Source organism: Marinobacter litoralis (assembly GCF_016427555.1).
GTDB classification, from domain to species: Bacteria; Pseudomonadota; Gammaproteobacteria; order Pseudomonadales; family Oleiphilaceae; genus Marinobacter; species Marinobacter litoralis_A.
The window spans coordinates 60,808-87,208 of sequence record NZ_JAELVS010000004.1 but is presented as its reverse complement, the minus strand read 5'-3'; the positions used below and the strand labels follow the sequence as shown (position 1 = coordinate 87,208).

Below are 26,401 nucleotides of genomic sequence, written 5' to 3'. Positions count from 1 at the left end.
CTTTTGTTGAAGGCCGCTAAGGAGCTTTTTATGCGTATGCGAAAACTTGGGAAAACTGACATCGACGTCAGTCTGATTTGCCTGGGTACCATGACCTGGGGAGAGCAGAACACTGAGCAAGAAGCGTTCGAGCAACTGGACTATGCGGTAGAGGCCGGCATTAACTTTATCGATACGGCTGAAATGTATCCGGTGCCTCCGAAGGCTGATACGCAGGGCTTGACCGAACAGTATCTGGGCAATTGGCTTGCCCGGCGCGGCCGTCGTGATGATCTGGTGATTGCCTCTAAAGTGGTTGGTCCGGGCCCCAGTCTGGGTTACATGCGCGGTGGGCCCAGAATGACCCGGGCGCAGATTCGCGAGGCGTGTGAAGGCAGTCTGAAACGGTTGCAAACCGATTACATCGATCTGTATCAGGTGCACTGGCCGGATCGCAACGCGAACTTCTTTGGCAAACTGGGCTACCAGCACGATCCGAACGAGGTGATGACCCCCATCGAGGAAACGCTTGGCGCACTGAATGAGTTGGTGCAAGAGGGCAAGGTGCGTCACATAGGCCTGTCGAACGAAACACCGTGGGGTGTGATGGAGTATCTGCGTCTGGCTCGCGAGAACGCTTGGCCCCGGGCGGTATCGATCCAGAACCCTTACAGTTTGTTGAACCGTTCATTCGAAGCCGGGCTTGCTGAATTCGCGCACCGGGAAAGCACAGGGTTGCTGGCGTATTCACCGCTGGCGTTTGGCATGCTGACCGGCAAGTATCTCGGGGGCAAGCGGCCAGAAAAGGCACGCTTAACTCTGTATGACCGTTTTTCGCGGTATAACGGTGAGCACGCCGCTGATGCGACCCGAGCCTATGCAGAATTAGCGCATCAGCACGGGCTGACCCCGGCCCAGATGGCTCTGGCCTGGGTGAATAGCCGTGATTTTGTCACCAGTAACATCATCGGCGCGACGACAATGGAACAATTAAAAGAAAACATCGGCTCGGCCGACATTAACCTGAGCACCGACATTGTCTCCGCAATTGACGAAATACATGGCGAGTTTACTTACCCTTGCCCGTAAAACGCCTATAAGATCAATTGGTTATATTTTTGGGATGGCCCCGGCTTCGTAAAATGGAAGCCGGGGGCGTTACAAACTGCAAAACAAACCGTCCATTTATTGACAAAAAACTGATCAATTCAGGCCGTAGCGCTGGCGCTTTTGTGTGCAAACTCACACTATTATCAAGTAGAATAGTTAGACTTTAGTGCAAAGACGGTTGCACATATTTTGAAGTTTTGAGGCACGCTATTCGTCATGATTATCCGTATCTTCCTTGTCCTGTTGGTTTTGAATTGCGCCGCTTTTGTCGTGCGCGCCGAAGCCGCAGAACCGCCCCGGTCAGAGCCGTTGCTCTTTGACCGGATGTTGGCAGAACGGGAAGAGTCCATGTCAGCGGAAGACATCTACGAGCTCCAGGAGTGGATGTCCGGTGACGAGCAGGACGATCACGACGACGCCTTGGCTGCCATTGGTTCAAGGTTGTTGAGCTGGAGCTTCAACCGGGGCCAATCCTCCCGAAAAACCTACGCATCTGATCCTGCCCGGCCTGATCACGGCATCGCGCTGCTGAATGAAGGCGCCTGCCTAAACCTTCGCTGGATGTTCTGAATCGCTCTCCTGCTGCATTGTCAGGCGCCTGCTACCGTGTGATGATCAAGGCCAAGACTCATTCCTGAATGATGAGGGTTGCGATGACAGGGCAGAACACGGTCTATTTGAATGATGCAGATGCCTGCGTTGATCAGGTGATAGCTCGGGTTGGTAAAGACATTACGTTGGGTTTGCCGTTGGGGTTGGGTAAGCCAATCCGCTTTGCCAACGCTTTGTACCAAAGATCGAAAGATGATCCCGAAATTCGCCTGCATATCGTTACCGCGCTCTCGTTACTGGCTCCCGAGGGCAGCTCATCGTTGGAGCGGCGATTTATGGAACCGTTCGTCAAGCGCCTTTATGGCGCGGTTCCGGAGTTGGTCTACGCACGGGATGTGGTGAACAACCGGCTGCCCGATAACGTAAAGGTTTCGGAGTTCTTTTTTAAAGCGGGCAGTTACCTCAAGAATCCCGGCCAGCAACGGAACTATATCTGCACCAATTACACCCATGCCGTCCGGGATCTGATGGCTCAGGGTGTCAATGTGGTCGGGCAGTTGATGGCGCCGGGAGCACCTCATGGGCAGCCCGGCAAGATGAGCTTCAGCTGCAATCCGGACCTTTCTCTCGATATTTTGCCCCTGTTACGACAGCGCGAGGCCGAAGGCACTCCGGTTGCTATGGTGGCTGAGCAAAACCCTCAACTTCCCTGGTTTGGCCGCCACTCGGTGGTGGCGGACAGTCAATTTGATGTCATCCTCTCTGCTCCGGCAACGGACTATCCCTTGTTTTCTGCACCGCAAATGGCGGTTAGCCCGGCCGATCATATGATTGGATTTTACGCCAGCAGCCTGCTCAAAGACGGTGGCACCTTGCAAGTCGGGATTGGTTCGCTGGGAGTGGCTTTAGTGCACAGCGCCATCCTTCGACACAAGCACAATGACGCTTGGAAGGCCATCTATCAGCAGGCCCGTGTGGACGAGCGATTCCCGGTTGTGCGTGATTATGGTGGCACCGAGCCGTTTGATATTGGCTTGTACGGTTGCAGTGAAATGATGGTGGATGGTTTCTTGTATCTGCTTCAGGAAGGTATTTTGAAGCGGGAGGTCTTCGAGCATGAGGGGCTTCAGCGCCTGATCAATGAAGGCAAGATATCGGCGAAGCCATCCCTTGAAGCGCTGGATGTGTTGCGCGCTGAAGGGCTGATCGATTCACCGATACGCAACCGGAATCTGCAGTGGTTGATCGACCACGGTATTGTCCGCAGGTCGGTTGAGCTTAAGGGCGGCCGCCTGCGGCTGGATGGCGGTCTGTCGGTTGATGCGAATCTGGACGAACCGGAAACCCGGAAACAGCTGCTGGCTAACGGGCTGGGTGAGAAGATTTCCGGCGGTGTTGTCATGCACGGCGGTTTTTTTGTAGGGCCGGAGAAGTTCTATCAGGAACTGAGAAGCCTGCCTGAGCCGCAGCGCGAAAAAATCTGCATGACCAGCGTGAACTTTATCAACCACCTGTACGATCACGCCTACGGCGATCAGAAACTCAAAGCGGCTCAACGAATACATGGCCGGTTTATCAATACCACGATGATGTACACCCTGAATGGCGCGGCGGTGTCGGATGGGCTGGCCGATGGCCGCATCGTCAGTGGCGTCGGAGGTCAGTATAATTTTGTTGCCATGGCTCACGAGTTGCCCGGTGCTCGTTCCATTATTGCATTGCGGGCCTCGCGCACATCGGGTGGAGAGGCGGTGTCCAATATTGTGTTCAGTTATCCCCATTGCACCATTCCCCGCCATCTTCGGGACATCGTAATCACCGAATACGGAATAGCGGATCTCCGGGGCAAGTCGGATGAAGATGTGTTTTTGAGCTTGATTCGCATCGCCGATTCCCGTTTTCAGGAATCATTGCTCAAACAGGCCAAGAAAGCAGGGAAAGTGTCTTCAGAATTTAAGATGCCAAAGGATTGGACAAACAATACGCCGCAGCAGATTCGCGAGACATTAGCCGCGGCGGGAGAAGGGGATTGGTTTCCGGCTTTCCCGTTTGGCCGGGACTTTACCGATGACGAGCTGACGTTGGGGAAAGCCCTTAAGTCGCTTAAGGCCGCAACGGCAACGCCCCGTGGTAAACTCTCGACCCTTTGGCAGGCCATGCGTGTAAGCGATGATGGTCGTTACCGGTCAATGATCGAGCGAATGGGATTATCGAAACCGGATAGCTTTCGGGAAAAGCTTGACCAGAAACTGGTTTTACATGGCCTCCAGCAACTTGACTCTCCGACCCAAAAAGGAAGCGTAAAAAGCTAATGCAAGCAGATTCTCAGCAAACCAGACCGGAAGTTTACACAGTTCATTACATCCTGAAGAACCGAATTGGCGAGCTGGTGGATACCTCTGAAGGCAGTGAGCCACTGCACTTTTTAATGGGTAGCCCGGATGTGATTGAGGGAATACAGGCCGCGGTGAAAGGCCGCTCGCCCGGTGATTGTCTGGAAGTCACCGTGCCGCCAGAGATGGCCTACGGGGAGCACCGGGAAGATCTGATTCGGACCGTGCCAAAGTCGTTGTTCGAGGGTGTCGAAAAGCTGGATGTCGGGATGAAATTCCAGACCAATTCAGGCGATCAGGCACAGATTGTTCAGGTGGTCAGTATTGATGGCAATCTGGTAAAAGTGGACGCCAACCACCCTTTGGCCGGATTTACGCTATATTTTGATTTGGAAGTTGTGGGTCGCCGCGAAGCAACCGACGATGAAATCACACAAGGGCGCCCTTTGTTCTAGTGGTAGCGTTGTAAACCTTGGTCCGCCGGTGATGTGTCAGAATTGGAACTTTGTCACAGATCGTAAGGTTGTGTTGTGATGTGTGTGGTTGTGGCCGCAGTGTATAATTGCTGTAACCGTTGGTTGCCTGTATTGTTGTGTGTATAACCTTAAAATCAAAGATAATAATCAGAGATGGACGGCGTGGAACATACAAGCGAGAGTTGGCGGATCCTGATTGTAGAAGATGACGAGCGGCTGGCGGAACTCACCCGCGAGTATCTGGAGAGCAATGGACTGGCCGTCTCTTTGGAAACTCATGGCGGCGCTGCCGTTGAGCGGATTCGCAAGGAGCAGCCCGATCTGGTGGTGCTCGATCTCATGTTGCCCGGTGAAGACGGCCTGTCGATCTGCCGGCGGGTTCGCCCCGACTATTCCGGGCCAATCATCATGCTGACCGCCAGAACCGATGACCTGGATCAGGTGTTGGGTCTGGAAATGGGCGCGGACGACTACATTGGTAAGCCGGTTCAGCCGCGCGTGTTGCTGGCGAGAATTCGTGCCATGTTGCGACGCGCGGAGAGCACTCCCGCAACCACCTCCGACACCGACGAGGAAGAGCCGGTCAGGTTGCAGTTTAATGATCTGATTGTTGATCGCTCAATGCGCGAAGCCTGGTTGAACGACGACAGCATCGACCTGACCAGCGCGGAATTCGATCTGCTGTGGCTGCTGGCCAGCAACGCCGGTCGGGTTTTGAGCCGGGAAGAGATATTTACGGCACTTCGCGGCATTGAATACGACGGCCAGGACCGTTCGATTGATGTTCGGGTTTCGCGCATCCGTCCTAAAATCGGTGATGATCCCATCCATCCGAGGCGAATCAAAACGGTTCGGAGCAAAGGTTACCTCTTCGTGAAAGAAGCCTGACCGTCCTTTTGGTGCGGTGCCTTTCAGGCGTCGCACCAATAACCGGGTTGCGCCCATGTCGCTGAAATTTCTCCTCAAAGCATACGCCCAGGTTGTCGCTGTTGCCGCGGTTGTGGTGTTGCTGTGCGTCTTTCTTTTTAATGGTTTGAACGATGTGCGGGCCCAAGCCTGGCACGAGCGCTCACTTCAGCCTCTGATGGAGTGGCTGGCCAAGGTGCCCGATCCCGCCGAGCAATACCACTGGATGCCTGCCTTGTTTGGCATGAAAACCGGTGATCACCGTGATTTTCCATTATCCCCGGTTGTCCGTGAACGGCTGAGCTACGGTCAGGTGGTGGCGGAGCCTTCCGGTGAAGGGTTCGTGTTTTATGTGGCTGCCGAGTCAGGTGGATTGGTCAGATTGAATCTGGAGCAGCCCTATCGGGACCTTGCCCGTGCAACAGCGTTGATTGTTCGTTGGCATTTGGATGCCGTCCCTCCGGGGGCTCGTGCTGACACCTCACGCCGTCTGGCGCAAACGCTGGGCGTGCAGATCAACCCGTTACAGCAACAAGCCGACTTGCCCGCGCAGACTGTGCTTGATCGGTTGAGTTCCTCGGGGCTGGCCCTGTTGAGAACGGAGCAGGGCGGGCTTTCAGGAGTGGTGCGCTTGTCAGAAGGCGACCTGATTGCGGTCAACATGCCCGAGGCGTTTAATCCATGGGGGTGGCCGATTGTTCTGCTGCTGGCGCTGTTGGTAGGTGGCGTGCTGGCTCTGGGGCTGTATCTGGCGCTTCGTTTCGTAGACAGGCATCTGCGAAAAGTGGAGTCGGTGGCACTCCGGATTGCCCGTGGCGAAATGGGCGCGCGGGTGGAGTCACAGGATGGCACGTTGGTGTCGCGTCTGGGGCTGGCATTTAACGGTATGGCAGAGCATATCCAGCGGCTGGTGCAGGTGCAGCGGGAGATGATTCATGCAGTCTCGCACGAGCTTAGAACGCCGGTGGCCCGGATTCGTTTTGGTGTTCAGATGATCGAATCCGCCAGTTCACCGGAAGCGCTCCAAAAGCAAATGACAGGCATCGACGGTGATATTCAGGAGCTCGATGAGCTGATTGATGAAATACTCACCTACGCTCGCTTGGAGCAGGGCGGGCCGGTGTTTACCTTGCGCGATGATTCCGTGACGGAAATCGTGGAACAGGTTGTGGCTGAGCAACGGATTATTCGGGAAGGCGTGGAAATAGCGTGTCGCATTGACGACGGTGACGGGCGTTGGGCCCAGTCCGACGTTGAGCCCAGGTACATTCATCGTGCGGTTCAGAATCTGGTAGGGAACGCGGCACGCTATGCGCAAGGGAAGGTTCTGGTGGTATGCCATATGGACGAAGAGAACTGCCGTGTGGATGTCGAGGACGACGGTCAGGGGATTCCGGAATCGGATTGGGAGAAGGTATTTACCGCCTTTGCCCGGTTGGATGACAGCCGCACACGAACCTCGGGCGGATACGGGTTGGGTTTATCGATAGTGCGCCGAATCTTGTATTGGCACGGTGGACAGGCATTTGTTGGCCGCAGCGAGCAGCTGGGAGGAGCCAAATTCAGCCTGGTGTGGCCGAGGCGTAAATCCGATCAGTCTGTTTTGTGACGTGCGTCTCACGCCCTCACGGGATGTAACAAACCACTACATAACCGCTACTGAAGCTGGCCGCTGATTGCCGGATACTCGGTGGCGTAAGGGATGACTTTAGAGGTTGTAGTTCTTACGAACTTTCCTTGTTTCATTCGTCATTTTGGGGCTGGTTTTTACCAGCCCTTTTTTTTGCCTGAAATTTGCTTCGACGTAGAGACTTAAGCCGTTCGTTCAAAGGCGATCAGGTGGTCTGCTTCGACCCGCACAGGAACCTGCTCGCCGAGGTTGAAGTCCAGATGGCTTCTGAATAATGCTTCAAATTCGGTGTCTTCCGAACAACGGAAGCGGTACAGGGTTGAAGTACCCGCAAAGGTTTTTTCCACGACTTTCGGTCGTAACTCGGAATCTGCATCGTGAACGATGTCGTCGGGTCGAATCAGTATGTCCACGAGGGTGCCGGCCTTCCAGTTATACGCACGATTGCCGTGAATCACGCCAAGTTCCGACTCAATAGTATCTGGCCCGAGCACCTTGCCGGGAATAAAGCCGCCCTGGCCAACAAAGCTGGCAACAAAGCGGTTGGCGGGTTCATGGTAGAGGTTGAAGGGCACATCCCATTGCTGGATGTGGCCATCACGGAGGACGGCGACCTGATCACACATGGCAAACGCCTCTTGCTGGTCGTGGGTGACCAGAATGGCGCTGATGCCCAGAGTTTTCAGAATCTCGCGGACATCAAGGCTGAGGCGACGCCGAAGATCGGTGTCCAGGTTGGAGAAGGGTTCGTCCAGCAGGATCAGTGTCGGTTCGGGGGCCAACGCCCGGGCTAGTGCGACTCGCTGTTGCTGGCCGCCTGACAGCTCGTGCGGGAAATTGTTTGCGAGATCCCGCAGGTGAACCAGGTTGAGCAGTTCACTGACCTTTTGCTGCCGCTCACTTTTGCTCAGGGATTTCAGCCCAAAGCCCACGTTGTCTGCGATGCTCAGGTGCGGGAACAGAGCGTAATCCTGGAACACCATGCCGATTTTGCGCTTTTCCGGGGGCACCGAGCGGCCGGGCTGGCTGATGACCTTCGATTGCAGGCTGATTTCACCTTGGCGAATGGGCAGAAAGCCGGCAAGCGCTCGCAAGATGGTGCTCTTTCCGCAACCACTTGGGCCAAGGAGGCAGCCAATATCGCCGTGGCTTAAAGCGAAGTTGATGTTCTTGACCACGGCTTCGCCGCCATACCCGACAGACAGGTTATTGACGTTCAGTAGCCAGTCAGTTGGCTGCACCTTGGGTTCTGGCATGGGGCTCAGTCCAGACGGTTGAGAATAAGGAATTCAAGCAGGGCTTTTTGCGCGTGCAGGCGGTTTTCCGCTTCGTGCCATACCACCGAGCTTGAATGCTCCATCATGTCGGCGGAAATCTCTTCGCCGCGATGGGCTGGCAGGCAGTGCATGAACAGGGCGTCTTTGTCGGCCAGAGACATCAGCTCCGGGTTGATCTGATAGCTCCGGAACGCTTCTTCACGGGCTTTCTGTTCGTCTTCCTGCCCCATGGATGCCCAGACATCGGTTACCAGCAGGTTCGAGCCCCGGGCGGCTTCTTCAGGCTCACGGAAGATGGTAACCCGGTCTTTATGTGCTTCGAGCAGGGCTTGGTCAGGCTCGTAACCATCCGGGCAAGCGACGTTCAGATGAAAGTCGAACTTTCTCGCGGCATTGATGTATGAATGACACATGTTGTTACCGTCGCCAACCCAGGTGACGGTCGCACCCTGAATGCTGCCTCGGTGCTCGCGGTAGGTTTGCATATCGGCAAGCAGCTGGCAGGGGTGGAAATCGTCGGTCAATGCATTAATAACCGGTTTGCTCGAAGCCGAGGCGAAGGTTTGTACGGTTTCGTGTGCAAAGGTGCGGATCATGACCGCATCAACCATGCTCGAAATGACGATGGCTGAGTCTTCAATGGGTTCGCCGCGCCCGAGCTGCGTATCTCGGGGGGATAGGAACATGGCAGTACCGCCCAGTTGGGTCATGCCTGCTTCGAAGGAAACTCTCGTACGGGTTGATGACTTCTCGAAAATCATGGCCAGCACGCGGTTCTTCAGGGAGTCCCTGACTTTGCCTTCACGCCATTCCTTACGGAGCCGTGAAGCATGGTCCAGCAACTGCTCGAGTTCGCTGGTTGTCATGTCGTTAAGTGTCAGAAAATGTCTTACTGCCATGAATGGCCCCTGTTTCAAGGAAACTGCGCTAAGGTTTGAGTTTTGAAAAGGGAATCAAGTCTAGCCCTTCATTCCCGTTAAAACAACGCTCGTGAACGAGCAGTTGTTCGAGGTCAGGGCGGGTGGTTTGGTGCGGCCTCGGTCAGCCGTGTACAATGGCGTAATAGGCCGTCAGCCGGCGCCCCAGTTTTCAACCAGAGGTATGTGTTCATGGATATCAATGAAACCATCAAAAGCCAGTTAGAAGAAAATCCGGTTATTCTGTACATGAAGGGCACACCGCAAGCTCCTCAGTGTGGCTTCTCAGCCCGCACGGTTCAGGCGCTGATGGCGTGTGGTGAGCGGTTCGCGTTTGTGAACATTCTCGATAACCAGGAGCTCCGCGAAGCGTTGAAGGTTTACTCCAGCTGGCCAACGTATCCGCAGTTGTATATCGGCGGCGAATTAGTAGGCGGTTGCGACATCGTTCTCGAGATGTCCGAAAACGGCGAGCTTGAGAAAATGGTCAAAGATGCCGTGAAGCCGGCTGAAGCCTGATTTACCTTTCCGGCCGCTTGGGCGTGAACACCAGTTTCACGTCAAAGCGGTCTGATGTCTCTCCCACCGGTTTCGGGTAGGGGCTGGCTGACAAAGCCGCTCGATACGCCGCCCGGTCAATATTGGCGATACCGGTTGTTTCTTTCACCTGCGCGCGGGTTAGGGCTCCGTTGGCCAATATTCGCAGTTCAAGCGTCATTTCCTTGGTTTCATTCAGTTGCGATATCGCCGGCACTCTTAGTTTCTGCAGTTCCTCCGCCAGATGCACCGCGAGTTTGATCAAATAGGGGTCTTGCTCAGAAGTGGAGCGGGTGATTCTCTGAATCGTTTCCCCGCTCTCGTGTCGCGACGTGTTCAGCTGTGAAGATTGTGCGGTAGCGGTTTCGGCAGTGACTGCTCGCGTGTTGCTGGGTTGCTGAAGAGCGTCCTGCCGTTTTGACGCGTTGGACGTTTTGGTTTGCTCAGTCCTGACAGTGCTCTGCGGGGGTTGCTCGCGATGGGGGGCGACGCTGAACTCAGTATGCCTCAGCGGTTGCTGCTCAGAAGGAGCAGGCGTGGACTGCACCGAGGGCGGAGAGTTGGGTGAACTCAGGGTGAAAACCAGCCGATGACTGAAATCCTGTGTTTCCAACGACGGGAACGCCAGCCCGGCAAGCAGAAGGATATGTGACAGAAGGGCGAAGGAAAGCGCCAAGCCGATCCGGTACGAGGCCGGAACGGACTTGGCTGGGCCAGAATCAGACTGCAGCATAGGGCGTTAGGCGGTTTTTGCGCGCAAGCTACCCACAACGGCGTTCAGGGCCCGGTCGATTAAGGCTCCTTGCTCCAGCATGGTCAGGCGGCCCCGGCGTAATTCGTGCGCCAGTTGAACCCGGGTTTTCTCAATGACCTTAAGGCCCATGCGGTTGACGAACACGAAACAATCGGCTTCTTCGATAATTGCGGAAAGCTTGCAGCGGAAGCTCGCACCATTGACCAGACGAAATTCGACCCAGTTTCCGATTTCCAGTTGATCGATCTTGGTAACGAACTCGGATACCGCAGCGTCTTCCAGTTCTTGCTGTCGCTGGATGGCGGTTTGGGTCTCGGGGGCTGGTGCATCCTCTTCCGGGGTCGGTTCATCTTTGCGCGCTTCGATTGTCGCATTGGTTCGAAACGCTTCCGCCAGTTGGTGTTTCAGCTGCGCCATCATGTCGTCTAGCTTGGTGGCGTTGTAAGAGACTTCTTCCAGACCGCTGCGAAGGGTTCTCAGAAGTCTTGGCACCACGCGGACCCACTGATCCCGCTCGTCGTCTTCTTCGTGCGGGTGCAGGCACCAGATGAGGTCGTCCACCACTTTAACGGTTTCCTGCCAACGATGTTCGGAATCGTCTCGGAGATAGGCAAGGAACATGACCCGGCTCCAGCCGTTAGTGAGTATCTCGTGAATGGAGTCCGGTAATTTATAACGGAGCAGTTTCTCTTTCAGGAGCTGGTCAACGGCTTCCTGCGCTTTCTGGGATTTGATGCGACCGCGCTCTGATTCGCGGGTTCGCTGTTCCACCAGATTAGACTTACGGTTCTCCCGCTCGAGGAATTGCTCAAACTCGGTGTTCAGGGTTTCAAACAGTGCCACGTCACCGTCGAATTCATTCAGGATTCGCTGGACGACGCTATGGATTTGTCCGTACAGCTTGTCTCGCGCCTTCTCATCGCTATTGCTCCAGCCAATACCGGCCTTGGCCAGCGAGTTCAGTAACTTGCGAGCCGGATGGTTGGATTTACTGAAGAAGTTCTTGTCTTTAATAACGACTTTCAGAATCGGGATCTGAAGCCGGCTGATGAGAACCTGGACCGGCGCTGACAGGTTGTAGTCGTCCAGGATGAACTCGAACAGCATGGAAACTAGGTTGATCAGATCTTCGTCAACTTCGTTCAGTGCAGGCTTGCGGCCGTCCGGTGTCTGGGTTTGTGCCAGCAGCTGCTGTACCAGCTCACGCAAATCAACGGTGACCGGTTCGCCAGCGCTCAAGTCGCCGAAATCCTGTTCGACAGGTTGTGTGGGGATCGAGCTGAGAATACTGGCCAGCTCGCGGCCTCCGATCACGTGCAACGAAGGGTCAGCGCTGCGGGGCATGGTGCCCGCGTTCTGTCTTTGCAGGCTGAGCATCTCGCGGATTTGCTCGAACATCAGGCTGTCTTCGCGATCCACTTCGGATGCGGCGGTGTCGGCCGTTGTTTCGGCTTGCGGGGCGCCACCGCTGGCGGGTTTCGCTTTAGATCCGTGGCTCTTACCCTGGTAGCGGAAGTTGGGGATGATGCCGGCCTGGATCAGTATCCGGTTGGCTTCATCAAGCAGCATGCCCAGATTCGAAACAACGTAGCGATCGAATTGCTTGAGCAGAATCAAGCGTTCACGAATCTGGATGTCGAGTGCCTGAATCGCTTCGGTAAAGGCACTGCACAGGTGCTCCGGCGCCATGGGATTGACCGGTTGATCGTCATTGGCTGAGGGGTAAACCTGGGTGAAGCGTGCCTGCAGTTGAAGCAGTGCCCCCTGAAAATGGGTTTTGGCCTTGCTGATCATGGCGTTCAGGGCGACCTGTTCTTCCAGGTCGTCGTTGCCGAGCAGGCTAAGGCTGGAGGCATCGGCCTGCGTTTCTGGGTCTTGCTGGGCGCCAGCACAGGGTGGTGAGGTGAAAAACTGTGATACCGCGCTTTGGAAGTGGCGCTCTACACCTTTCCGCTTGATGCGGATTTCCCGCATCGCTTCGAAGTAACGGTTTTGTTCGTTGTTGCTTCGGGCATTGTTGGCGAGCTCAAAGAGCGAGTCGTCCACAGCATCGAATGCGCCTTGCAGCAGATCTCCCAATCCGGCCACAACGGTATTGCGTATGCGAGTCACCTCTGACGGCACAGAATCACTGCTGGCAGCCTCTCTGTGCTCGCGAAGGTAATGTATACCGGACTGCTTGTTCATGGCCAACTCCTGTCTACGCCTTAACCGGATACATGACCGAGCTATTTCCACGTTATCGTTTTTTGTTAAATTTAGCGCATTTTTTGCACAAAGAACACAAATAAACCGAAAGCTGGGATCTGGGTCAAGATTCTGGGTGAGGCCTCTACTATTTCGTGGTTATTCGATTTATTGCGCTGGCCGCGCCCGGAGCCGTTTTGACGCCTGTTTCGGGTGCACAATCGCTGCTTTGACGACGTTATCTTTTATCTGCAGTACCTCAACCCGGTGGCCTTCGACTTTGAGGCATACGTTGGTATCCGGAATGTTTTCCAGTCGCTCGGTGATAAGTCCGTTGAGCGTCTTGGGGCCGTCGGTTGAGAGTTTCCAGTCCAGCGTCTTATTGATGGTCCGTACCGCCGTACTGCCATCAATAATGTAGGTGCCGTCGTTCTGCGGAATAATGTCCGGTGAGGTCGAGGCGTAGTCGGTGGTGAATTCGCCGACGATCTCTTCCAGTATGTCTTCAAGCGTCGCTAGCCCAAGCACTTCACCGTATTCGTCAACCACCATGCCGAACCGGCGCTTTACGCTCTGGAAATTGAGCAGCTGCGTATTGAGCGGCGTGCTCTCCGGGATGAAGTAAGGTTCCTGGCACAGCTGTCGAATCATGTCTTTGGTGATGTCGTCTTCGTGCAGCAACTTGGCAACGCTGCGCAGGTGCAGTATGCCCTGAATATTGTTGATGTCGCCTTCGAATACCGGCAGGCGCGTGTGCTGGCTGTTGCGCAGGTGTCGGATGATATCGTCGGTGTCGTCTTCCAGGTCGATTCCGACGACATCGTTCCGGGGCACCATGATGTCGGTAACGGTCACCTTTTCCAGGTCGAGAATGCCGACCAGCATGTCTTTGTGCTTTGCGGGGATCAGGGCTCCGGCTTCGTTAACAACCGTGCGCAGCTCTTCCCGGCTGAGGTGGTCTTCGTTCGCCTGGGCGGAGGAAATGCCAATCAGGCGCAAGATGCCCGTGGTGAAAAGATTGACGGCCCATACCAGGGGGTAGAGGAGTTTGAGGAGCGGGGCCAGTACATGGCTGGCCGGAAACGCAATCTTTTCCGGAAACAGGGCCGCCAGTGTTTTCGGCGTCACTTCCGCGAAAATCAGAATGACAATGGTCAGTAAAATGGTTGCGATGGCAATACCGGCATCGCCCCATATCCGAATGGCGATCACGGTAGCGATAGACGACGCGAGAATGTTGACAAAGTTGTTGCCGATCAGGATGACGCCGATTAGTTGGTCGGTCCTGTTCAGTAATTTCTGGGCACGCCTCGCCCCTTTGTGGCCGGTATTCGCCATGTGTTTCAGGCGATACCGATTGAGTGACATCATCCCGGTTTCGGAGCTGGAGAAAAAGGCGGATAGGATGATTAAGCCGGCAAGGAGAATGAACAGCGCGGTGAGCGATGTCTCGTTCAAGAGGGGAGCCCTTCTATGGATGACAAGTTGCGAAAATAAGGTGTCAAAGCCAGCGCTGTCAAGCGCTGCCGCGGGTGACGATCAGGCCTTATCGAAACACAAGTTCGAGGACGAATTTGCTGCCGTAAAACGCCAGCATCAGAAGTGCGCAACCGGCCAGGGTCCAGCGGCTTGCGGTAAGCCCTCGCCAGCCTTTGGTGTAGCGGCCAACCAGGAGGCTGGCAAATACCAAAAGCGACAGCAGGGAGAAGATGGTTTTGTGGGCCAAATCCTGAGCGAACAGGTCTTCAATGAAAACCGCGCCAGTGATAATGGCCAGAACCAGCAGGACAACACCTGCCCAGACCATTTCAAAGAGCAGTGATTCCATGGTTTGTAAGGGGGGCAGATTGCGGATCAGTCGGCTGTTGTAGTTGTGCTTGAGCTGCCGGTTCTGAATATAAAGCAAAATGGCCTGAATGGCTGCGAGGGTGAACAGGCTGTAGGCTGTAACGGACAGTGCCACGTGGGAAAGCATTCCGTAGCTTTGCTCCGAGATCAGCCGCGATTCGGTATGGACCATCAGCGCCATTGCAATGGTAATCGCGGCAATCGGGTAGGCACCCAAAAAGAGGCTGCCCACGGGCTTGGTCAGATTGAGGCCCAACAGGAGAAATACAATCAGCCAGGAAATCAGCACCGAACTTTTAAAAAAGCTCAGATCGAAACCGCCATCGAGGTAAACGGTTTGCGCGATGAGAAGGCCGTGCCCGGTCAAGGCAAGGATGCCGATGAGTGTAGTAATGGCAAGGCTGGTTTCGACTTTGCCCCTGAAGTGAAGTGCTTGCAGGGCAGTTCCAACGCTGTACAAGAAAAGAGCGGTAACCGCGATAATCAGCGTACCCATGACATCCTTTATATGCTGGTCTAAGGGTTAAAGCGGCCTCGGAGTTGTTCTGAGGCTCCCAAGTCTGGGTATAATGTCGCGATTATGCAACAGGAATCAAGCGGCCCGGGCTGGCTTCTTGGTTTGTGTGAACAATTTCTCCGGGGTACGGAAGAGCAACATGTTTGAGAATCTCCAGGACCGTCTATCCGGTAGCTTGCGCAAGATCTCTGGTCAGGCGCGCCTCACCGACGACAACATCAAAGATACGCTGCGCGAAGTGCGCATGGCGCTGCTCGAAGCCGATGTGGCGTTGCCGGTAGTCAAAGACTTTGTCGAGGGTGTGCGTAAGCGCGCAATCGGCCAGGAAGTGCAGCGAAGCCTGACGCCGGGCCAGGTGTTCGTCAAAGTTGTTCAGCAAGAGCTTGAACGTGTAATGGGTGAGGGTAACGAATCCCTCAACCTTTCCACCCGTCCGCCTGCGGTGATCATGATGGCCGGCCTGCAGGGTGCGGGTAAAACCACGACCGTAGCCAAGTTGTCGCGCTTCCTGAAAGAGCGTCAGAAAAAGTCGGTTATGGTGGTGAGTGCCGACGTATATCGCCCTGCGGCGATCCAGCAGCTCGAAACCCTTGCCTCTGAAGTTGGGGTGGAATTCTTCCCGAGTAGTGCGGACCAGGATCCGGTTGATATTGCGAACGGTGCAATTGATGCGGCCCGCCGTAAACACGTGGATGTGGTTATTCTTGATACCGCCGGTCGTCTGCACATTGATGAGCAGATGATGGGTGAGATCGGGCGCTTGCATGCGGCCGTTGAGCCGATCGAAACGTTGTTCGTGGTTGACTCCATGACCGGTCAGGACGCGGCCAATACCGCCAAAGCGTTTAACGATGCCTTGCCGCTGACTGGTGTGGTGTTGACCAAGACTGACGGTGATGCTCGCGGTGGTGCGGCGCTTTCGGTTCGCCAGATTACCGGTAAGCCCATCAAGTTCCTGGGTGTCGGTGAAAAGACAGACGCGCTTGAGCCGTTTCATCCGGAGCGGGTGGCTTCACGCATCCTCGGCATGGGCGATGTGTTGTCGCTCATCGAGGAAGCTGAGCGCAAGCTCGATAAGAAGAAAGCTGAGAAGCTGACCAAGAAGATCAAAAAGGGTAAGGGTTTTGATCTGGAGGATTTCCGGGATCAGCTTCAGCAAATGAAGAATATGGGCGGCATCGGTGGTTTGCTCGACAAACTGCCGGGTATGGGGCAAATGGTCCAGATGGCCCAGCAGCAGGTGAATGACAAGTCGGTAGGGCAGATGGAAGCTATTATTTGCTCCATGACCCCGAAAGAGCGTCGCTACCCGGATGTCATCAATAACTCGCGGAAGCGCCGTATCGCTGCCGGCTCTGGCACCCAGATACAAGACGTGAACCGTCTGCTCAAGCAGCATAAGCAGATGGCGAAGATGATGAAAAAGTTTGGCAAGAAAGGTGGAATGGCCAACATGATGCGCGGTCTAGGTGGTATGATGCCACCTGGCGGCGGTGGCGGCGGTGGCGGCGGTGGCGGAATGCCTCCGTTTGGCCGTATGTAAAAAGCCTTACACATAAAATAGGGAAACCGAGTGTTTCCCTATTTTCATTGGCGCTTTTTTCGCATAGAATAGCGCCCCTTTCGAGTATGGGTCTTCTCGTCGGCTGCATTCAGTGTGATGAGAAGCGTACAAAGTTCGTACAACAGAACAGGATATTGGTCGAAATGGTAACAATCCGTTTGGCTCGTGGCGGCTCTAAGAAGCGCCCGTTCTACCATCTGACAGTCACTGACAGCCGTAACTCCCGTGACGGCCGTTTCATTGAGCGTGTTGGTTTCTTTAACCCGGTTGCCCGCGGCCAGGAAGAGCGTCTGCGTGTTAACCGTGAGCGCGTTGATTACTGGGTGGGCCAAGGCGCTCAGACCAGCGATCGCGTTGCGCAGCTGCTGAAAACTGCAGAGTAATTGCAGTTTAATATCGAGGTTTGACAGGCATGACACAGACTTCGCAGGAAACTGTGATCGGCCGGGTAACCTCGGTGTTTGGGGTCAAGGGTTGGCTTAAGGTCTTCTCTGATACCGATCCCAAAGAGGGAATACTGAACTACCGTAACTGGACTTTGGTTCTGGACGGTAAGCGTATCCCGGCAAAGCTTGAGGATGGTCGCCGCCAAGGGCAGGGGATCGTCGTCAAGCTGAAAGGACTTGATGATCGTGAAGTGGCCCGCACATACGCGGGGGCCGAGATCAGAGTTCCAACTGAACAACTGCCAGCGCTTCCTGACGGGGAGTACTACTGGTTTCAGTTGGAAGGTCTGGATGTCTTCACGGTTGAAGATGAGTGCCTGGGTAAGGTGCATCATCTGCTGGAAACAGGCGCCAACGATGTGTTGGTTGTGCGTGCGACAGCCGGTTCTATCGATCAGCGTGAACGGCTCATCCCATATCTGCCGGACCAGGTGGTTATGAGTGTGGATCTGAACGGTTCGCGTATGGTGGTCGATTGGGATCCGGAGTTCTGACGAGTGTGGATTGGCGCAGTCAGCCTGTTTCCGGACATGTTTTCTTCGGTGACGGAGTACGGAATCACCGGTAGGGCCGTTCGGGAAGGTCTTTTGACGTTCAAGAGCTGGAACCCCCGGGATTTCACGCATGATCGTCACCGTACTGTTGATGACCGGCCCTATGGCGGTGGCCCGGGAATGCTGATGAAGATTCAGCCGCTCCGGGACGCGATACATGAGGCAAGGGCATCGGCACCCGGCAAGGCCTGTGTGGTCTATCTTTCTCCGCAGGGTGAAAGGCTGGATCAGTCGGTAGTGGAGTCTCTTGCTGCCGAAAAACAGCTGATTCTCGTTGCCGGTCGTTACGAGGGCGTTGATGAACGTCTGATATCGGCGGAAGTCGACCGGGAGGTGTCACTGGGTGACTTTGTGCTCTCAGGTGGCGAACTGGCGGCGATGGCTGTGATTGATGCGGTAACACGCCTCATCCCCGGAGCGCTGGGTCATGCGCAGTCGGCAGAGCAGGATTCCTTTGCTGATGGTTTGCTGGATTGTCCGCACTACACCCGGCCCGAGGTTTACGAAGGTCAGGCGGTGCCGGAAGTTCTTTTGGGCGGTCACCATGAACAGATCCGGCGTTGGCGGTTGAAAGAATCGTTGAGGCGAACACAGGAGCGGCGCCCCGACCTGCTCGAAGAGCGGGTGTTTACGGAAGAAGAGCGTCAGCTACTGGGTGAAATTTTGAACGAACCGGGTGCCTCTGAATCATCAGGGCATTGAAAGATTGGGTATCAGGAGCATTACGATGAGCGGCAAGAACAACATCATCAGTCAACTTGAAGCAGAACAGATGACCAAGGAACTCCCAGCGTTTGCGCCGGGCGACACCGTGGTTGTTCAGGTTCGCGTTAAAGAAGGTAGCCGTGAGCGTCTGCAGGCGTTCGAAGGTGTGGTTATCGGTAAGCGCAACCGTGGTATGAACTCTTCCTTCACTGTTCGTAAGATTTCTTACGGCGTGGGTGTTGAGCGTACTTTCCAGACTTATTCTTCACTGGTAGACAGCGTAAGCGTGAAGCGTCGTGGTGACGTTCGTCAGGCTAAGCTTTACTACCTGCGCGACCTGTCTGGTAAGGCAGCTCGTATCAAGGAAAAGCTGGGCTGATATCGGCTCGACCGATCAGTACCGAAAAAAGCAGCCCCAGCGGCTGCTTTTTTTGTGCTTAAATTTCGGTGTTGCGTGAGTCGTGGGGGTGCGTTTGATCAGAGCTGAAGATGAATCGCTGATTTCCCGATTTTCTGATGCCGTTTGGCTTGAGGACGGGTTGGGCGAGAAGACCCGGGCAGCCTATGCCAGTGATTTGTCGGGGTTGTCACTGTGGTTGCAGCAACAACCCGGGGCGCCCGTCTTGCGATCAGCAACGCGTACCCTTCTGTTGGCGTGGATGTCGCGAGGCATGGCGGACGGTTTGAAGGCGAGTACCGCTGCGCGCCGCCTCTCAGGCATTCGGCGCTTCTATCGTTTCTTGTTGCGGGAAGGTCTGATCGACGAAGATCCCACTTTGCGAATCGACAGTCCGCGTTTACCCCGGCGATTGCCCGACACTCTGACGGAAGATGATGTTGAGCGCCTGCTGGCAGAGCCAGACCCGGAGTTGCCCCTGGAATTGCGTGATCGGGCGATGCTGGAGATTTTGTATGGGTGCGGCTTGCGTGTCACGGAGCTGACCGGCCTGACGGTTGACCAGGTAAATCTTCGCCAAGGTGTTGTTCGTGTTAGCGGTAAGGGCGGGAAAGAAAGGTTGGTGCCGCTGGGCGAAGAGGCGCTCGATTGGCTGGTTCGCTATATGCGTGAAGCGCGGGGCGAGCTTTTAAAGGGCAAGAGCAGCGATGCGCTCTTCCCCGGAAATCGCGCCACTGCCATGACCCGGCAGACTTTTTGGTACCGTATCAAATTATACGCCTCCCGCTCTGGCATACAGAAGCATCTGTCGCCCCATACCCTCCGCCATGCCTTTGCAACCCACTTGCTGAATCATGGTGCCGATCTGAGGGTGGTGCAGATGTTGCTGGGTCATTCAGACCTTTCGACCACCCAGATTTATACCCATGTCGCTCGTCAGCGATTACAAGACTTGCATCAGACGCACCATCCCAGAGGGTGATCTGTTATGGTGTGGTATTGAACTTTTGCTGCCGCTCTGTGTCGCACTCAGGCAAGAAGGTGGGTGATGGTGTGTGCCTGTCTGTGAGTGGGGCTGGAGTCCCGAATTTCTTCAACAACAAGGTAAGTGTTATCTCATGAAGCTGAAAAGTTTGGCCGCAGTAGCTGGTCTGTTGGCGTCTCTGGTAATTGCGCCAGCGGCTCTTGCGGGCGATATCGAAGAAACGATCAAGGAGCGCTTGTCGACGGCGGTACCGGGATTGCGGATTATGTCGGTGCGTGCATCCGAGGCTCAAGGCCTTTACGAAGTGCAAAGCAGCAACGGTGACACCATCTACACCACTGAAGACGGCGTGTATCTGCTGACGGGCGATATGTTGAAAATTACCGATAACGGTATTGCCAACGTAACAGAAGAGGCTCGCGCTCAGGTGCGTCAAAAGCAAATGGCGGCGTTTGGTGACGACGGGTTGATCTCATACCCTGCGAAAGGCAAGCAAAAAGCCGTGATCGATGTGTTCACTGATATTGATTGCCCCTACTGCCGCAAGCTGCACGACGAAGTGCCACAACTCAATGAGTACGGTATCACCGTTAATTATTATGCCTTCCCGCGTTCCGGCCCTAATACGCCGTCGTTCCGCAAGTACGAGTCGGTCTGGTGTGCGGATGATCAACAGGATGCAATGGACGCAGCCAAAGGCGGTAAGTCAGTGCCAAGCAAGACCTGTGATAACCCGGTCGGTGATCAGTATCGCCTGGGCGGTAAGGTAGGAGTCACCGGCACGCCAGCAATTGTTCTGGAAGACGGCAACATGATCCGCGGCTATGTTCCGGCCCGAAATCTGGCAGAAGGCCTTGGCCTGCTTTAAGTTTTACCGGCCCCGGTTCGGGGTCGTTTCCCACTGATTGAAAGGTAACCGATTCAGGGCTTATTCAGACGCGCCTGAATCGGTATACTATGCCCCCAATTGCAATCCATCAGCACCCCGAGCGGGATCAGAGGTGAGAGCTTGAAAGACGTTAATGTCGGAATTTGCGGATTAGGAACCGTAGGCGGCGGTACATTCAATGTCCTGACTCGCAACGCGGCGATTATTTCGGGCCGTATCGGCTGCACTATTCGAATTGCCCGAGTGGCGAGCCGAAAGCGCCGGGACGATCTTGAGCTGGGTAATATTCCGTTCAGCACCGACATTTTTGATGTGGTGAATGACCCTGATGTTGACGTTGTCGTTGAGTTGATTGGTGGCTACGACGTTGCCCGGGAACTGGTGTTGACGGCCATCGCCAACGGCAAGCATGTGGTCACTGCCAATAAGGCTCTGATTGCCGTTCACGGTAACGAAATTTTTGAGGCCGCTGAAAAAGCGGGTGTTGTCGTTGCCTATGAAGCCGGCGTAGCAGGTGGTATTCCGGTGATCAAAGCGGTCCGTGAAGGTTTGGCCGCCAATCGCATCGATACCATCGCCGGTATCATTAACGGCACCGGTAACTTTATTCTGACCGAAATGCGTGCTGGTCGTCCGTTTGACGAGGTACTGAAAGAGGCACAGGCGCTGGGTTACGCAGAAGCCGACCCCACCTTCGACGTTGAAGGCATCGATGCAGCCCACAAGCTTACGATCCTGGCCTCGTCCGGCATTGGCGTTCCGCTGCAGTTCGAAAAAGCGTATACCGAGGGTATTTCGTCGTTGACCCCGAGTGATATTGCCCACGCTGAGCTGCTGGGCTACCGGGTCAAGCATCTGGGGATTGCCCGCCGTCGTGACGATGGGATCGAATTGCGGGTTCATCCCACACTGGTTCCGAAAACACATCTGATTGCTCAGGTTGATGGCGTGCTTAATGCTGTCATGGTGGATGGTGATGCGGTTGGCCAAACCATGTATTACGGCCCGGGTGCCGGTGACGAGGCCACGGCCTCTGCCGTGATTGCAGACATCGTTGACGTGGCTCGCTCTGTAGCGAGTGAAAGCCAGCAGAAAGTGCCGTATCTGGGCTTCACGCCAGATGCGCTGGAAGATTTGCCAGTGCTGCCGATGGAAGAGATTCAGTCCGCTTACTACCTGCGCATTCAGGCGTTCGATCGCCCGGGCGTTCTGGCCAAGATCGCATCGATTTTGAGCGAGCACGGCATCAATATTGAATCGATCATGCAGAAAGAATCCGAGTTCGCGGATGGCCGGATTCCGGTCATCATCCTGACCCACACGGTTCAGGAGCGTCAGATGAATCTGGCGATTGAAGAGATGGAATCGCTGGTCGACGTAGATGGTTCCGTTGTTCGCATCCGCGCAGAAAATTTTAACTAACAGGTACGCACGTGAGATACATCAGCACACGGGGCGAAGCACCCGCTTTAGGCTTTGAAGACGTTCTTCTGACTGGCTTGGCAACCGACGGTGGCCTCTACGTTCCGGAGTCATTGCCACACTTCAGCCTGGAAGAAATTCGCAGCTGGCGGGGCCTGCCCTACGCGGAGCTGGCTTTTAACGTTATGTACCCGTTTGTGGAAGATGCCATCCCGGCTGACGACTTCCGCAAAATGTTGGATGAAACCTACAGCGGATTCGCTCACCAGTCGGTGGCACCGCTGGTTCAGCTCGACAGCAACGAATGGGTGATGGAACTGTTCCGTGGCCCTACACTGGCCTTTAAGGATTTTGCGCTGCAATTGCTCGGCCGTTTGCTCGACTACGTGCTTGAAAAGCGTAAGCAGCACGTGGTGATCATGGGGGCGACCTCGGGTGACACCGGTTCGGCGGCCATCGAAGGCTGCCGCCGATGTGAGCACGTGGATATCTTCATCCTGCATCCGTACCAGCGCGTGTCGGAAGTGCAGCGTCGCCAGATGACGACGGTGCAGGGCGACAATATTCACAACATTGCCGTAAAAGGTAACTTTGACGACTGTCAGCGCATGGTCAAAGAAAGCTTCGGTGATCAGTCGTTCCTGGGCGGAAAAACCCAACTGGCGGCGGTGAACTCCATCAACTGGGCGCGAATCATGGCCCAGATCGTCTACTACTTCCAGGCCTCACTGGCGTTGGGTGGCCCTGACCGTAGCATGGCGTTCTCCGTGCCGACCGGTAACTTTGGTGACATCTTCGCCGGTTACCTGGCTAAGAAGATGGGCTTGCCGATCAGCCAGTTGGTGATTGCTACCAACCGCAACGACATCTTGCACCGTTTCATGAGCGGCAACCGATACGAGAAACAGCAGTTGGAGCACACGCTGTCGCCGAGTATGGACATCATGGTGTCCAGTAACTTCGAACGGTTGCTGTTCGACTTGCACGGTCGCGACGGCGCGGCGGTGAAGGACCTGCTGGAAAATGCGGCCAAAGGCCCGGTCAGCATCGAGGACTACCGTTGGAAGTCTGCCCGCAAGCTGTTTGATAGCGACGCGGTTGATGACAAAACCACTTGCGACACCATTCGCGAGATTTACGAGCAGAATGAATACCTGCTCGATCCGCATACCGCAATCGGTGTGCGCGCGGCTCGCAACTGCCGCCGCGACGCAACGGTTCCGATGATCACTCTGGGTACCGCGCACCCGGCCAAGTTCCCGGATGCCATTGTTGAGTCTGGCTTGTCGGTGAAGCCGCAGTTGCCGCCTCACATGGCGGATCTGTTCGAGCGGGAAGAGCGTTATACCGTTCTTGAAAACGATCTGTCTGAAGTGCAGGGCTTTTTGTCCAAGCACTGGAAAAATGCCTGATCCGGCATGACTCCCAAAAAGATCCTGCGCCGCCCCCAGCCGGCTGATACGCCGAACTGGGGGCACAGTCTGCCTCCCATCCTTCGCCGGTTGTACGCCGCCCGGGGGGTGCATTCCGATGATCAGCTCCAATACACCCTGAAGCACCTGGCATCGCCGATGCAATTGCGAGGCATCGATCGGGCGGTGGAGTTGCTTGCCGATGCCGTTGTGCAGAAACAGCGCGTGATGATTTTGGGTGATTTCGACGCAGACGGAGCCACCAGTACCGCTGTTGCCATGCTCGGCTTGTCGATGCTGGGTGTGCCATCGGTCGATTTCCGCGTGCCAAGCCGTTTCTCGGATGGTTACGGGCTGACACCTGGAATTATCCATCGATTGCAGGAAGAGGGGGAGCTGCCTGATTTACTGGTGACGGTGGATAACGGCATCTCCGCCATCGAAGGCGTGCGTGCGGCACGGAATCTCGGAATCAAAGTGGTTGTTACCGACCACCACCTGGCAGGAGAAGAGCTGCCGGATGCGGACGCCATTGTAAACCCCAATCAGCCCGGTTGCCCGTTCCTGAGCAAGAACGCTGCTGGCGTGGGGGTCATGTTTTACGTGCTTACGGCGCTGCGAAAGCACCTGCGTGATCGCAACCTGCTGCCGAATCCTGAGCCCAATCTGGGCACTTTGCTGGACTTGGTGGCGTTGGGCACGGTGGCGGACGTTGTGCCACTGGACCATAACAATCGAATCTTCGTTGAGCAGGGCATAAGGCGCATCCGCAAAGGCGAGGCACGCCCCGGTATACTGGCGCTGCTGAAAGTGGCGGGCCGGGATCATACCGAGATCAGTTCGACCGATTTGGGTTTCGTTGTCGGGCCGCGTCTGAATGCCGCCGGTCGTCTGGATGATATGAGTATCGGCATTGCCTGCCTGCTTGCGGACAGCCCGGATGAAGCTCTGCGGCTTGCTCAAGAACTGGATACTTTCAATCGCGAACGACGCACCATCGAAAAAGACATGAAGCAGCAAGCGCAAGAATTGCTGGCTTCTATGTCGCTCGACATTGCCGGTTTGCCTTGGGGCCTGGCATTGTTTGATCCGGATTGGCATCAGGGTGTAATCGGCATTCTTGCTGCCAGAATTCGTGAGCAGACCCATCGCCCGACGATTGCGTTTGCTCCGGATGACGATGGTGTTAGCTTGAAAGGCTCTGCCCGTTCCATTCCTGGTCTGCACATCCGCGATGCCCTCGCGGTGGTGGATGCCAAGTCGCCCGGCTTGATGAAAAAATACGGCGGCCACGCCATGGCCGCGGGCATGACCATTGCCCGTGATGACCTGGAGGCTTTCAGCAAAGCTTTCGACGAGGCAGTGCGGGATAGCCTGAAACCAGAGGATCTGGAAGCGGCGATCGTCACCGATGGTCCGCTAGCAGCTAACGAGCTGAATCTCGATACCGCCTACCTGCTCAAGCGTAGTGGCCCTTGGGGGCAGCACTTCCCTGAGCCCCTGTTCGACGGGGAATTCAACGTCGTCAGTCAGCGCATTGTCGGGGAGAATCATTTGAAACTGGTGCTGCAGCCTGCAGAGGGTGGCGGCATTATCGATGCCATCGCCTTTAACACAGGCCCTGAAGTGCCGGACTACACCCGCTCCGGTGCCCGGGTGGTCTACAAGCCGGATGCCAACACCTTCCGAGGGCGGACCAACCTGCAGTTGATGGTCGATTATCTTGAGCCGCTGAACCGGGGTGGGGTCTGACCCCGGGGCCAGACCCTTACCCCTCGGAAAGCCCTACCTTGTACGGTGCCTGCACCCATCTACGAATAGCTGATTTAGCGCTCGAATTCCGGTAGAATTCGCCCTCAGTTTTTATCGCACCATTTTCCAAAGCGAGACAAGGTTTCATGGAAATTAATCCCATAGTGACGAAGATCAAAGAGCTTCGCGAGCGCACCGAAGCGCTGAGGGGGTATCTTTGACTACGATCAGCGAAGCGAACGTCTGGTCGAAGTAGAACGCGAACTTGAACTCCCAACCGTGTGGGACGATCCGGAGCGCGCCCAGTCACTGGGTAAAGAGCGTTCTGACCTCGAACTGATCGTCAGAACCATTGATAACCTCACCTCCGGCCTGGCCGATGCAGAAAGTCTGCTTGAAATGGCCGTGGAAGAGGACGACGAAGGTACCGTTCAGGAAATCGAGGCCGACCTTGAAGGTCTGGATAAAGAACTCGAGAAGCTCGAATTCCGCCGCATGTTCTCCGGTGAAATGGATGCCAATAATGCCTACCTGGAAATTCAGGCTGGCTCTGGCGGTACCGAAGCCCAAGACTGGGGCAACATGCTGCTGCGCATGTACTTGCGCTGGGCCGAGCGCCGGGGTTTTAAAGCTGAAATCGTCGAACTTCAGGAAGGTGAAGTCGCGGGCATCAAGAGCGCGACCATTCATATTCAGGGCGACTATGCCTACGGTTGGCTGCGGACCGAAACTGGCGTTCATCGTCTGGTACGTAAGTCGCCGTTTGATTCCGGTAATCGCCGGCATACCTCGTTTTCTTCCGTATTCATCTCGCCGGAAGTGGATGACAGCTTCGAAATCGACATCAACCCGGCCGATCTGCGGGTTGACGTATACCGTGCCTCCGGTGCCGGTGGTCAGCACGTAAACCGGACTGAATCGGCGGTACGACTGACCCACAACCCCACCGGAATCGTGGTGGCGTGTCAGGCTGGGCGAAGCCAGCACCAGAACAAAGACCAGGCGATGAAACAGCTTAAAGCCAAGCTGTTCGAGCGTGAAATGCAATTGCGCAACGCCGAAAAACAGAAGCAGGAAGACTCTAAGTCTGACATCGGCTGGGGTAGCCAGATCCGTTCATACGTGCTGGACGACAGCCGTATCAAAGATCTTCGCACCAAGGTGGAAACCAGTAACACCCAGTCGGTGCTCGATGGTGACATCGACAAGTTTATTGAAGCCAGTCTGAAGATGGCGCTGTGAACAGCGCCAT

General features: G+C 55.4%; 24 protein-coding genes. 18 read left to right on the top strand and 6 right to left on the bottom strand.

The window, feature by feature from the left end:
- Positions 1 to 30 precede the first annotated feature (30 nt).
- The 6 genes from JAO79_RS12355 to JAO79_RS12330 all read left to right on the top strand — a co-directional run bounded on the left by JAO79_RS12355 (position 31) and on the right by JAO79_RS12330 (position 6,965).
- Complete coding sequence (locus tag JAO79_RS12355; protein WP_199007567.1) at positions 31 to 1,068, top strand: NADP(H)-dependent aldo-keto reductase; 1,038 nt, start codon at positions 31 to 33, stop codon at positions 1,066 to 1,068.
- 237 nt (positions 1,069 to 1,305) lie between these two features.
- Positions 1,306 to 1,659: a hypothetical protein gene (locus JAO79_RS12350; RefSeq protein ID WP_199007566.1), complete on the top strand. Its 354-nt coding sequence runs from the start codon at positions 1,306 to 1,308 to the stop codon at positions 1,657 to 1,659.
- Between the two features lie 83 nt (positions 1,660 to 1,742).
- Positions 1,743 to 3,953: an acetyl-CoA hydrolase/transferase C-terminal domain-containing protein gene (locus JAO79_RS12345; protein WP_199007565.1), complete on the top strand. Its 2,211-nt coding sequence runs from the start codon at positions 1,743 to 1,745 to the stop codon at positions 3,951 to 3,953.
- The gene (locus JAO79_RS12340) at positions 3,953 to 4,429 is read left to right on the top strand and encodes an FKBP-type peptidyl-prolyl cis-trans isomerase (protein WP_199007564.1); all 477 of its coding nucleotides are present in this window, start codon (positions 3,953 to 3,955) and stop codon (positions 4,427 to 4,429) included. The genes JAO79_RS12345 and JAO79_RS12340 overlap by 1 nt, the downstream gene beginning before the upstream one ends.
- A 174-nt stretch (positions 4,430 to 4,603) precedes the next feature.
- The gene (locus JAO79_RS12335) at positions 4,604 to 5,338 is read left to right on the top strand and encodes a response regulator (protein WP_199007563.1); all 735 of its coding nucleotides are present in this window, start codon (positions 4,604 to 4,606) and stop codon (positions 5,336 to 5,338) included.
- A 55-nt stretch (positions 5,339 to 5,393) separates the two neighbouring features.
- Positions 5,394 to 6,965 carry an ATP-binding protein gene (locus tag JAO79_RS12330; RefSeq protein ID WP_199007562.1) on the top strand — a complete coding sequence of 524 codons (1,572 nt, stop codon included), beginning with the start codon at positions 5,394 to 5,396 and terminating at the stop codon, positions 6,963 to 6,965.
- Positions 6,966 to 7,168: 203 nt separating this feature from the next.
- On the opposite strand, the gene JAO79_RS12325 is transcribed toward JAO79_RS12330, so the two are convergent.
- Together JAO79_RS12325 and argF are read right to left on the bottom strand one after the other, a co-directional pair.
- The gene (locus JAO79_RS12325; RefSeq protein ID WP_199007561.1) at positions 7,169 to 8,242 is read right to left on the bottom strand and encodes an ABC transporter ATP-binding protein; all 1,074 of its coding nucleotides are present in this window, start codon (positions 8,240 to 8,242) and stop codon (positions 7,169 to 7,171) included.
- A 5-nt stretch (positions 8,243 to 8,247) separates the two neighbouring features.
- Positions 8,248 to 9,162: an ornithine carbamoyltransferase gene (gene argF, locus JAO79_RS12320; protein WP_199007560.1), complete on the bottom strand. Its 915-nt coding sequence runs from the start codon at positions 9,160 to 9,162 to the stop codon at positions 8,248 to 8,250.
- A gap of 210 nt (positions 9,163 to 9,372) precedes the next feature.
- Here argF and grxD point away from each other — a divergent pair, with 210 nt between their 5' ends.
- A complete protein-coding gene (gene grxD, locus JAO79_RS12315) occupies positions 9,373 to 9,699 on the top strand; it encodes a Grx4 family monothiol glutaredoxin (protein WP_199007559.1) in 327 nt (108 codons plus the stop codon).
- A 1-nt stretch (position 9,700) separates the two neighbouring features.
- On the opposite strand, the gene JAO79_RS12310 is transcribed toward grxD, so the two are convergent.
- The 4 genes from JAO79_RS12310 to JAO79_RS12295 form a co-directional block, all read right to left on the bottom strand.
- Positions 9,701 to 10,450: an energy transducer TonB gene (locus JAO79_RS12310; protein WP_199007558.1), complete on the bottom strand. Its 750-nt coding sequence runs from the start codon at positions 10,448 to 10,450 to the stop codon at positions 9,701 to 9,703.
- A 6-nt stretch (positions 10,451 to 10,456) separates the two neighbouring features.
- Positions 10,457 to 12,658 (bottom strand): DUF1631 domain-containing protein, encoded by a 2,202-nt coding sequence (locus JAO79_RS12305; protein WP_199007557.1) that lies wholly within the window; start codon positions 12,656 to 12,658, stop codon positions 10,457 to 10,459.
- 168 nt (positions 12,659 to 12,826) lie between these two features.
- Positions 12,827 to 14,116, bottom strand: a complete 1,290-nt coding sequence (locus JAO79_RS12300; protein ID WP_199007556.1) for an HlyC/CorC family transporter — start codon at positions 14,114 to 14,116, stop codon at positions 12,827 to 12,829.
- An 88-nt stretch (positions 14,117 to 14,204) separates the two neighbouring features.
- Complete coding sequence (locus JAO79_RS12295) at positions 14,205 to 15,002, bottom strand: inner membrane protein YpjD (protein ID WP_199007555.1); 798 nt, start codon at positions 15,000 to 15,002, stop codon at positions 14,205 to 14,207.
- A gap of 160 nt (positions 15,003 to 15,162) precedes the next feature.
- On the opposite strand from JAO79_RS12295, the gene ffh reads away from it, so the two are divergent.
- The 11 genes from ffh (at position 15,163) to prfB (ending at position 26,391) form a co-directional block, all read left to right on the top strand.
- Entirely contained in the window at positions 15,163 to 16,566 is a 1,404-nt protein-coding gene (ffh, locus tag JAO79_RS12290; RefSeq protein ID WP_199007554.1) for a signal recognition particle protein, read from the top strand.
- A 164-nt stretch (positions 16,567 to 16,730) separates the two neighbouring features.
- Entirely contained in the window at positions 16,731 to 16,970 is a 240-nt protein-coding gene (rpsP, locus tag JAO79_RS12285) for a 30S ribosomal protein S16 (protein ID WP_114333030.1), read from the top strand.
- A 29-nt stretch (positions 16,971 to 16,999) separates the two neighbouring features.
- A complete protein-coding gene (gene rimM / locus JAO79_RS12280) occupies positions 17,000 to 17,527 on the top strand; it encodes a ribosome maturation factor RimM (protein ID WP_199007553.1) in 528 nt (175 codons plus the stop codon).
- Positions 17,528 to 17,530: 3 nt separating this feature from the next.
- Positions 17,531 to 18,289: a tRNA (guanosine(37)-N1)-methyltransferase TrmD gene (gene trmD / locus JAO79_RS12275; RefSeq protein WP_199007552.1), complete on the top strand. Its 759-nt coding sequence runs from the start codon at positions 17,531 to 17,533 to the stop codon at positions 18,287 to 18,289.
- A 25-nt stretch (positions 18,290 to 18,314) separates the two neighbouring features.
- Entirely contained in the window at positions 18,315 to 18,671 is a 357-nt protein-coding gene (gene rplS / locus JAO79_RS12270; protein ID WP_114333033.1) for a 50S ribosomal protein L19, read from the top strand.
- A 94-nt stretch (positions 18,672 to 18,765) separates the two neighbouring features.
- A complete protein-coding gene (gene xerD, locus JAO79_RS12265) occupies positions 18,766 to 19,671 on the top strand; it encodes a site-specific tyrosine recombinase XerD (RefSeq protein WP_199007551.1) in 906 nt (301 codons plus the stop codon).
- A 136-nt stretch (positions 19,672 to 19,807) separates the two neighbouring features.
- Positions 19,808 to 20,542, top strand: coding sequence for a thioredoxin fold domain-containing protein (locus JAO79_RS12260; protein ID WP_199007550.1), 735 nt, complete (start codon positions 19,808 to 19,810; stop codon positions 20,540 to 20,542).
- 141 nt (positions 20,543 to 20,683) lie between these two features.
- Positions 20,684 to 21,985, top strand: coding sequence for a homoserine dehydrogenase (locus JAO79_RS12255; RefSeq protein WP_199007549.1), 1,302 nt, complete (start codon positions 20,684 to 20,686; stop codon positions 21,983 to 21,985).
- Between the two features lie 11 nt (positions 21,986 to 21,996).
- Positions 21,997 to 23,397, top strand: a complete 1,401-nt coding sequence (gene thrC / locus JAO79_RS12250) for a threonine synthase (protein ID WP_199007548.1) — start codon at positions 21,997 to 21,999, stop codon at positions 23,395 to 23,397.
- 6 nt (positions 23,398 to 23,403) lie between these two features.
- Entirely contained in the window at positions 23,404 to 25,149 is a 1,746-nt protein-coding gene (recJ, locus tag JAO79_RS12245) for a single-stranded-DNA-specific exonuclease RecJ (protein ID WP_199007547.1), read from the top strand.
- 146 nt (positions 25,150 to 25,295) lie between these two features.
- Positions 25,296 to 26,391 (top strand): peptide chain release factor 2 gene (gene prfB / locus JAO79_RS12240; RefSeq protein ID WP_114333037.1). Its coding sequence is split into 2 segments (ribosomal slippage): positions 25,296 to 25,367 and positions 25,369 to 26,391, totalling 1,095 coding nucleotides; the frame shifts between segments, so codons are not numbered across the junction.
- Positions 26,392 to 26,401 lie beyond the last annotated feature (10 nt).

Coding starts and splice junctions, on each gene's coding strand:
- grxD (WP_199007559.1), top strand. CDS start 9,373: ATGGATATCAATGAAACCATCAAAAGCCAGTTAGAAGAAAATCCGGTT.
- JAO79_RS12325 (WP_199007561.1), bottom strand. CDS start 8,242: ATGCCAGAACCCAAGGTGCAGCCAACTGACTGGCTACTGAACGTCAAT.
- JAO79_RS12335 (WP_199007563.1), top strand. CDS start 4,604: ATGGACGGCGTGGAACATACAAGCGAGAGTTGGCGGATCCTGATTGTA.
- JAO79_RS12305 (WP_199007557.1), bottom strand. CDS start 12,658: ATGAACAAGCAGTCCGGTATACATTACCTTCGCGAGCACAGAGAGGCT.
- JAO79_RS12345 (WP_199007565.1), top strand. CDS start 1,743: ATGACAGGGCAGAACACGGTCTATTTGAATGATGCAGATGCCTGCGTT.
- JAO79_RS12260 (WP_199007550.1), top strand. CDS start 19,808: ATGAAGCTGAAAAGTTTGGCCGCAGTAGCTGGTCTGTTGGCGTCTCTG.
- rplS (WP_114333033.1), top strand. CDS start 18,315: ATGAGCGGCAAGAACAACATCATCAGTCAACTTGAAGCAGAACAGATG.
- argF (WP_199007560.1), bottom strand. CDS start 9,162: ATGGCAGTAAGACATTTTCTGACACTTAACGACATGACAACCAGCGAA.
- JAO79_RS12310 (WP_199007558.1), bottom strand. CDS start 10,450: ATGCTGCAGTCTGATTCTGGCCCAGCCAAGTCCGTTCCGGCCTCGTAC.
- JAO79_RS12330 (WP_199007562.1), top strand. CDS start 5,394: ATGTCGCTGAAATTTCTCCTCAAAGCATACGCCCAGGTTGTCGCTGTT.
- JAO79_RS12350 (WP_199007566.1), top strand. CDS start 1,306: ATGATTATCCGTATCTTCCTTGTCCTGTTGGTTTTGAATTGCGCCGCT.
- JAO79_RS12295 (WP_199007555.1), bottom strand. CDS start 15,002: ATGGGTACGCTGATTATCGCGGTTACCGCTCTTTTCTTGTACAGCGTT.
- rimM (WP_199007553.1), top strand. CDS start 17,000: ATGACACAGACTTCGCAGGAAACTGTGATCGGCCGGGTAACCTCGGTG.
- JAO79_RS12340 (WP_199007564.1), top strand. CDS start 3,953: ATGCAAGCAGATTCTCAGCAAACCAGACCGGAAGTTTACACAGTTCAT.
- rpsP (WP_114333030.1), top strand. CDS start 16,731: ATGGTAACAATCCGTTTGGCTCGTGGCGGCTCTAAGAAGCGCCCGTTC.
- recJ (WP_199007547.1), top strand. CDS start 23,404: ATGACTCCCAAAAAGATCCTGCGCCGCCCCCAGCCGGCTGATACGCCG.
- ffh (WP_199007554.1), top strand. CDS start 15,163: ATGTTTGAGAATCTCCAGGACCGTCTATCCGGTAGCTTGCGCAAGATC.
- JAO79_RS12355 (WP_199007567.1), top strand. CDS start 31: ATGCGTATGCGAAAACTTGGGAAAACTGACATCGACGTCAGTCTGATT.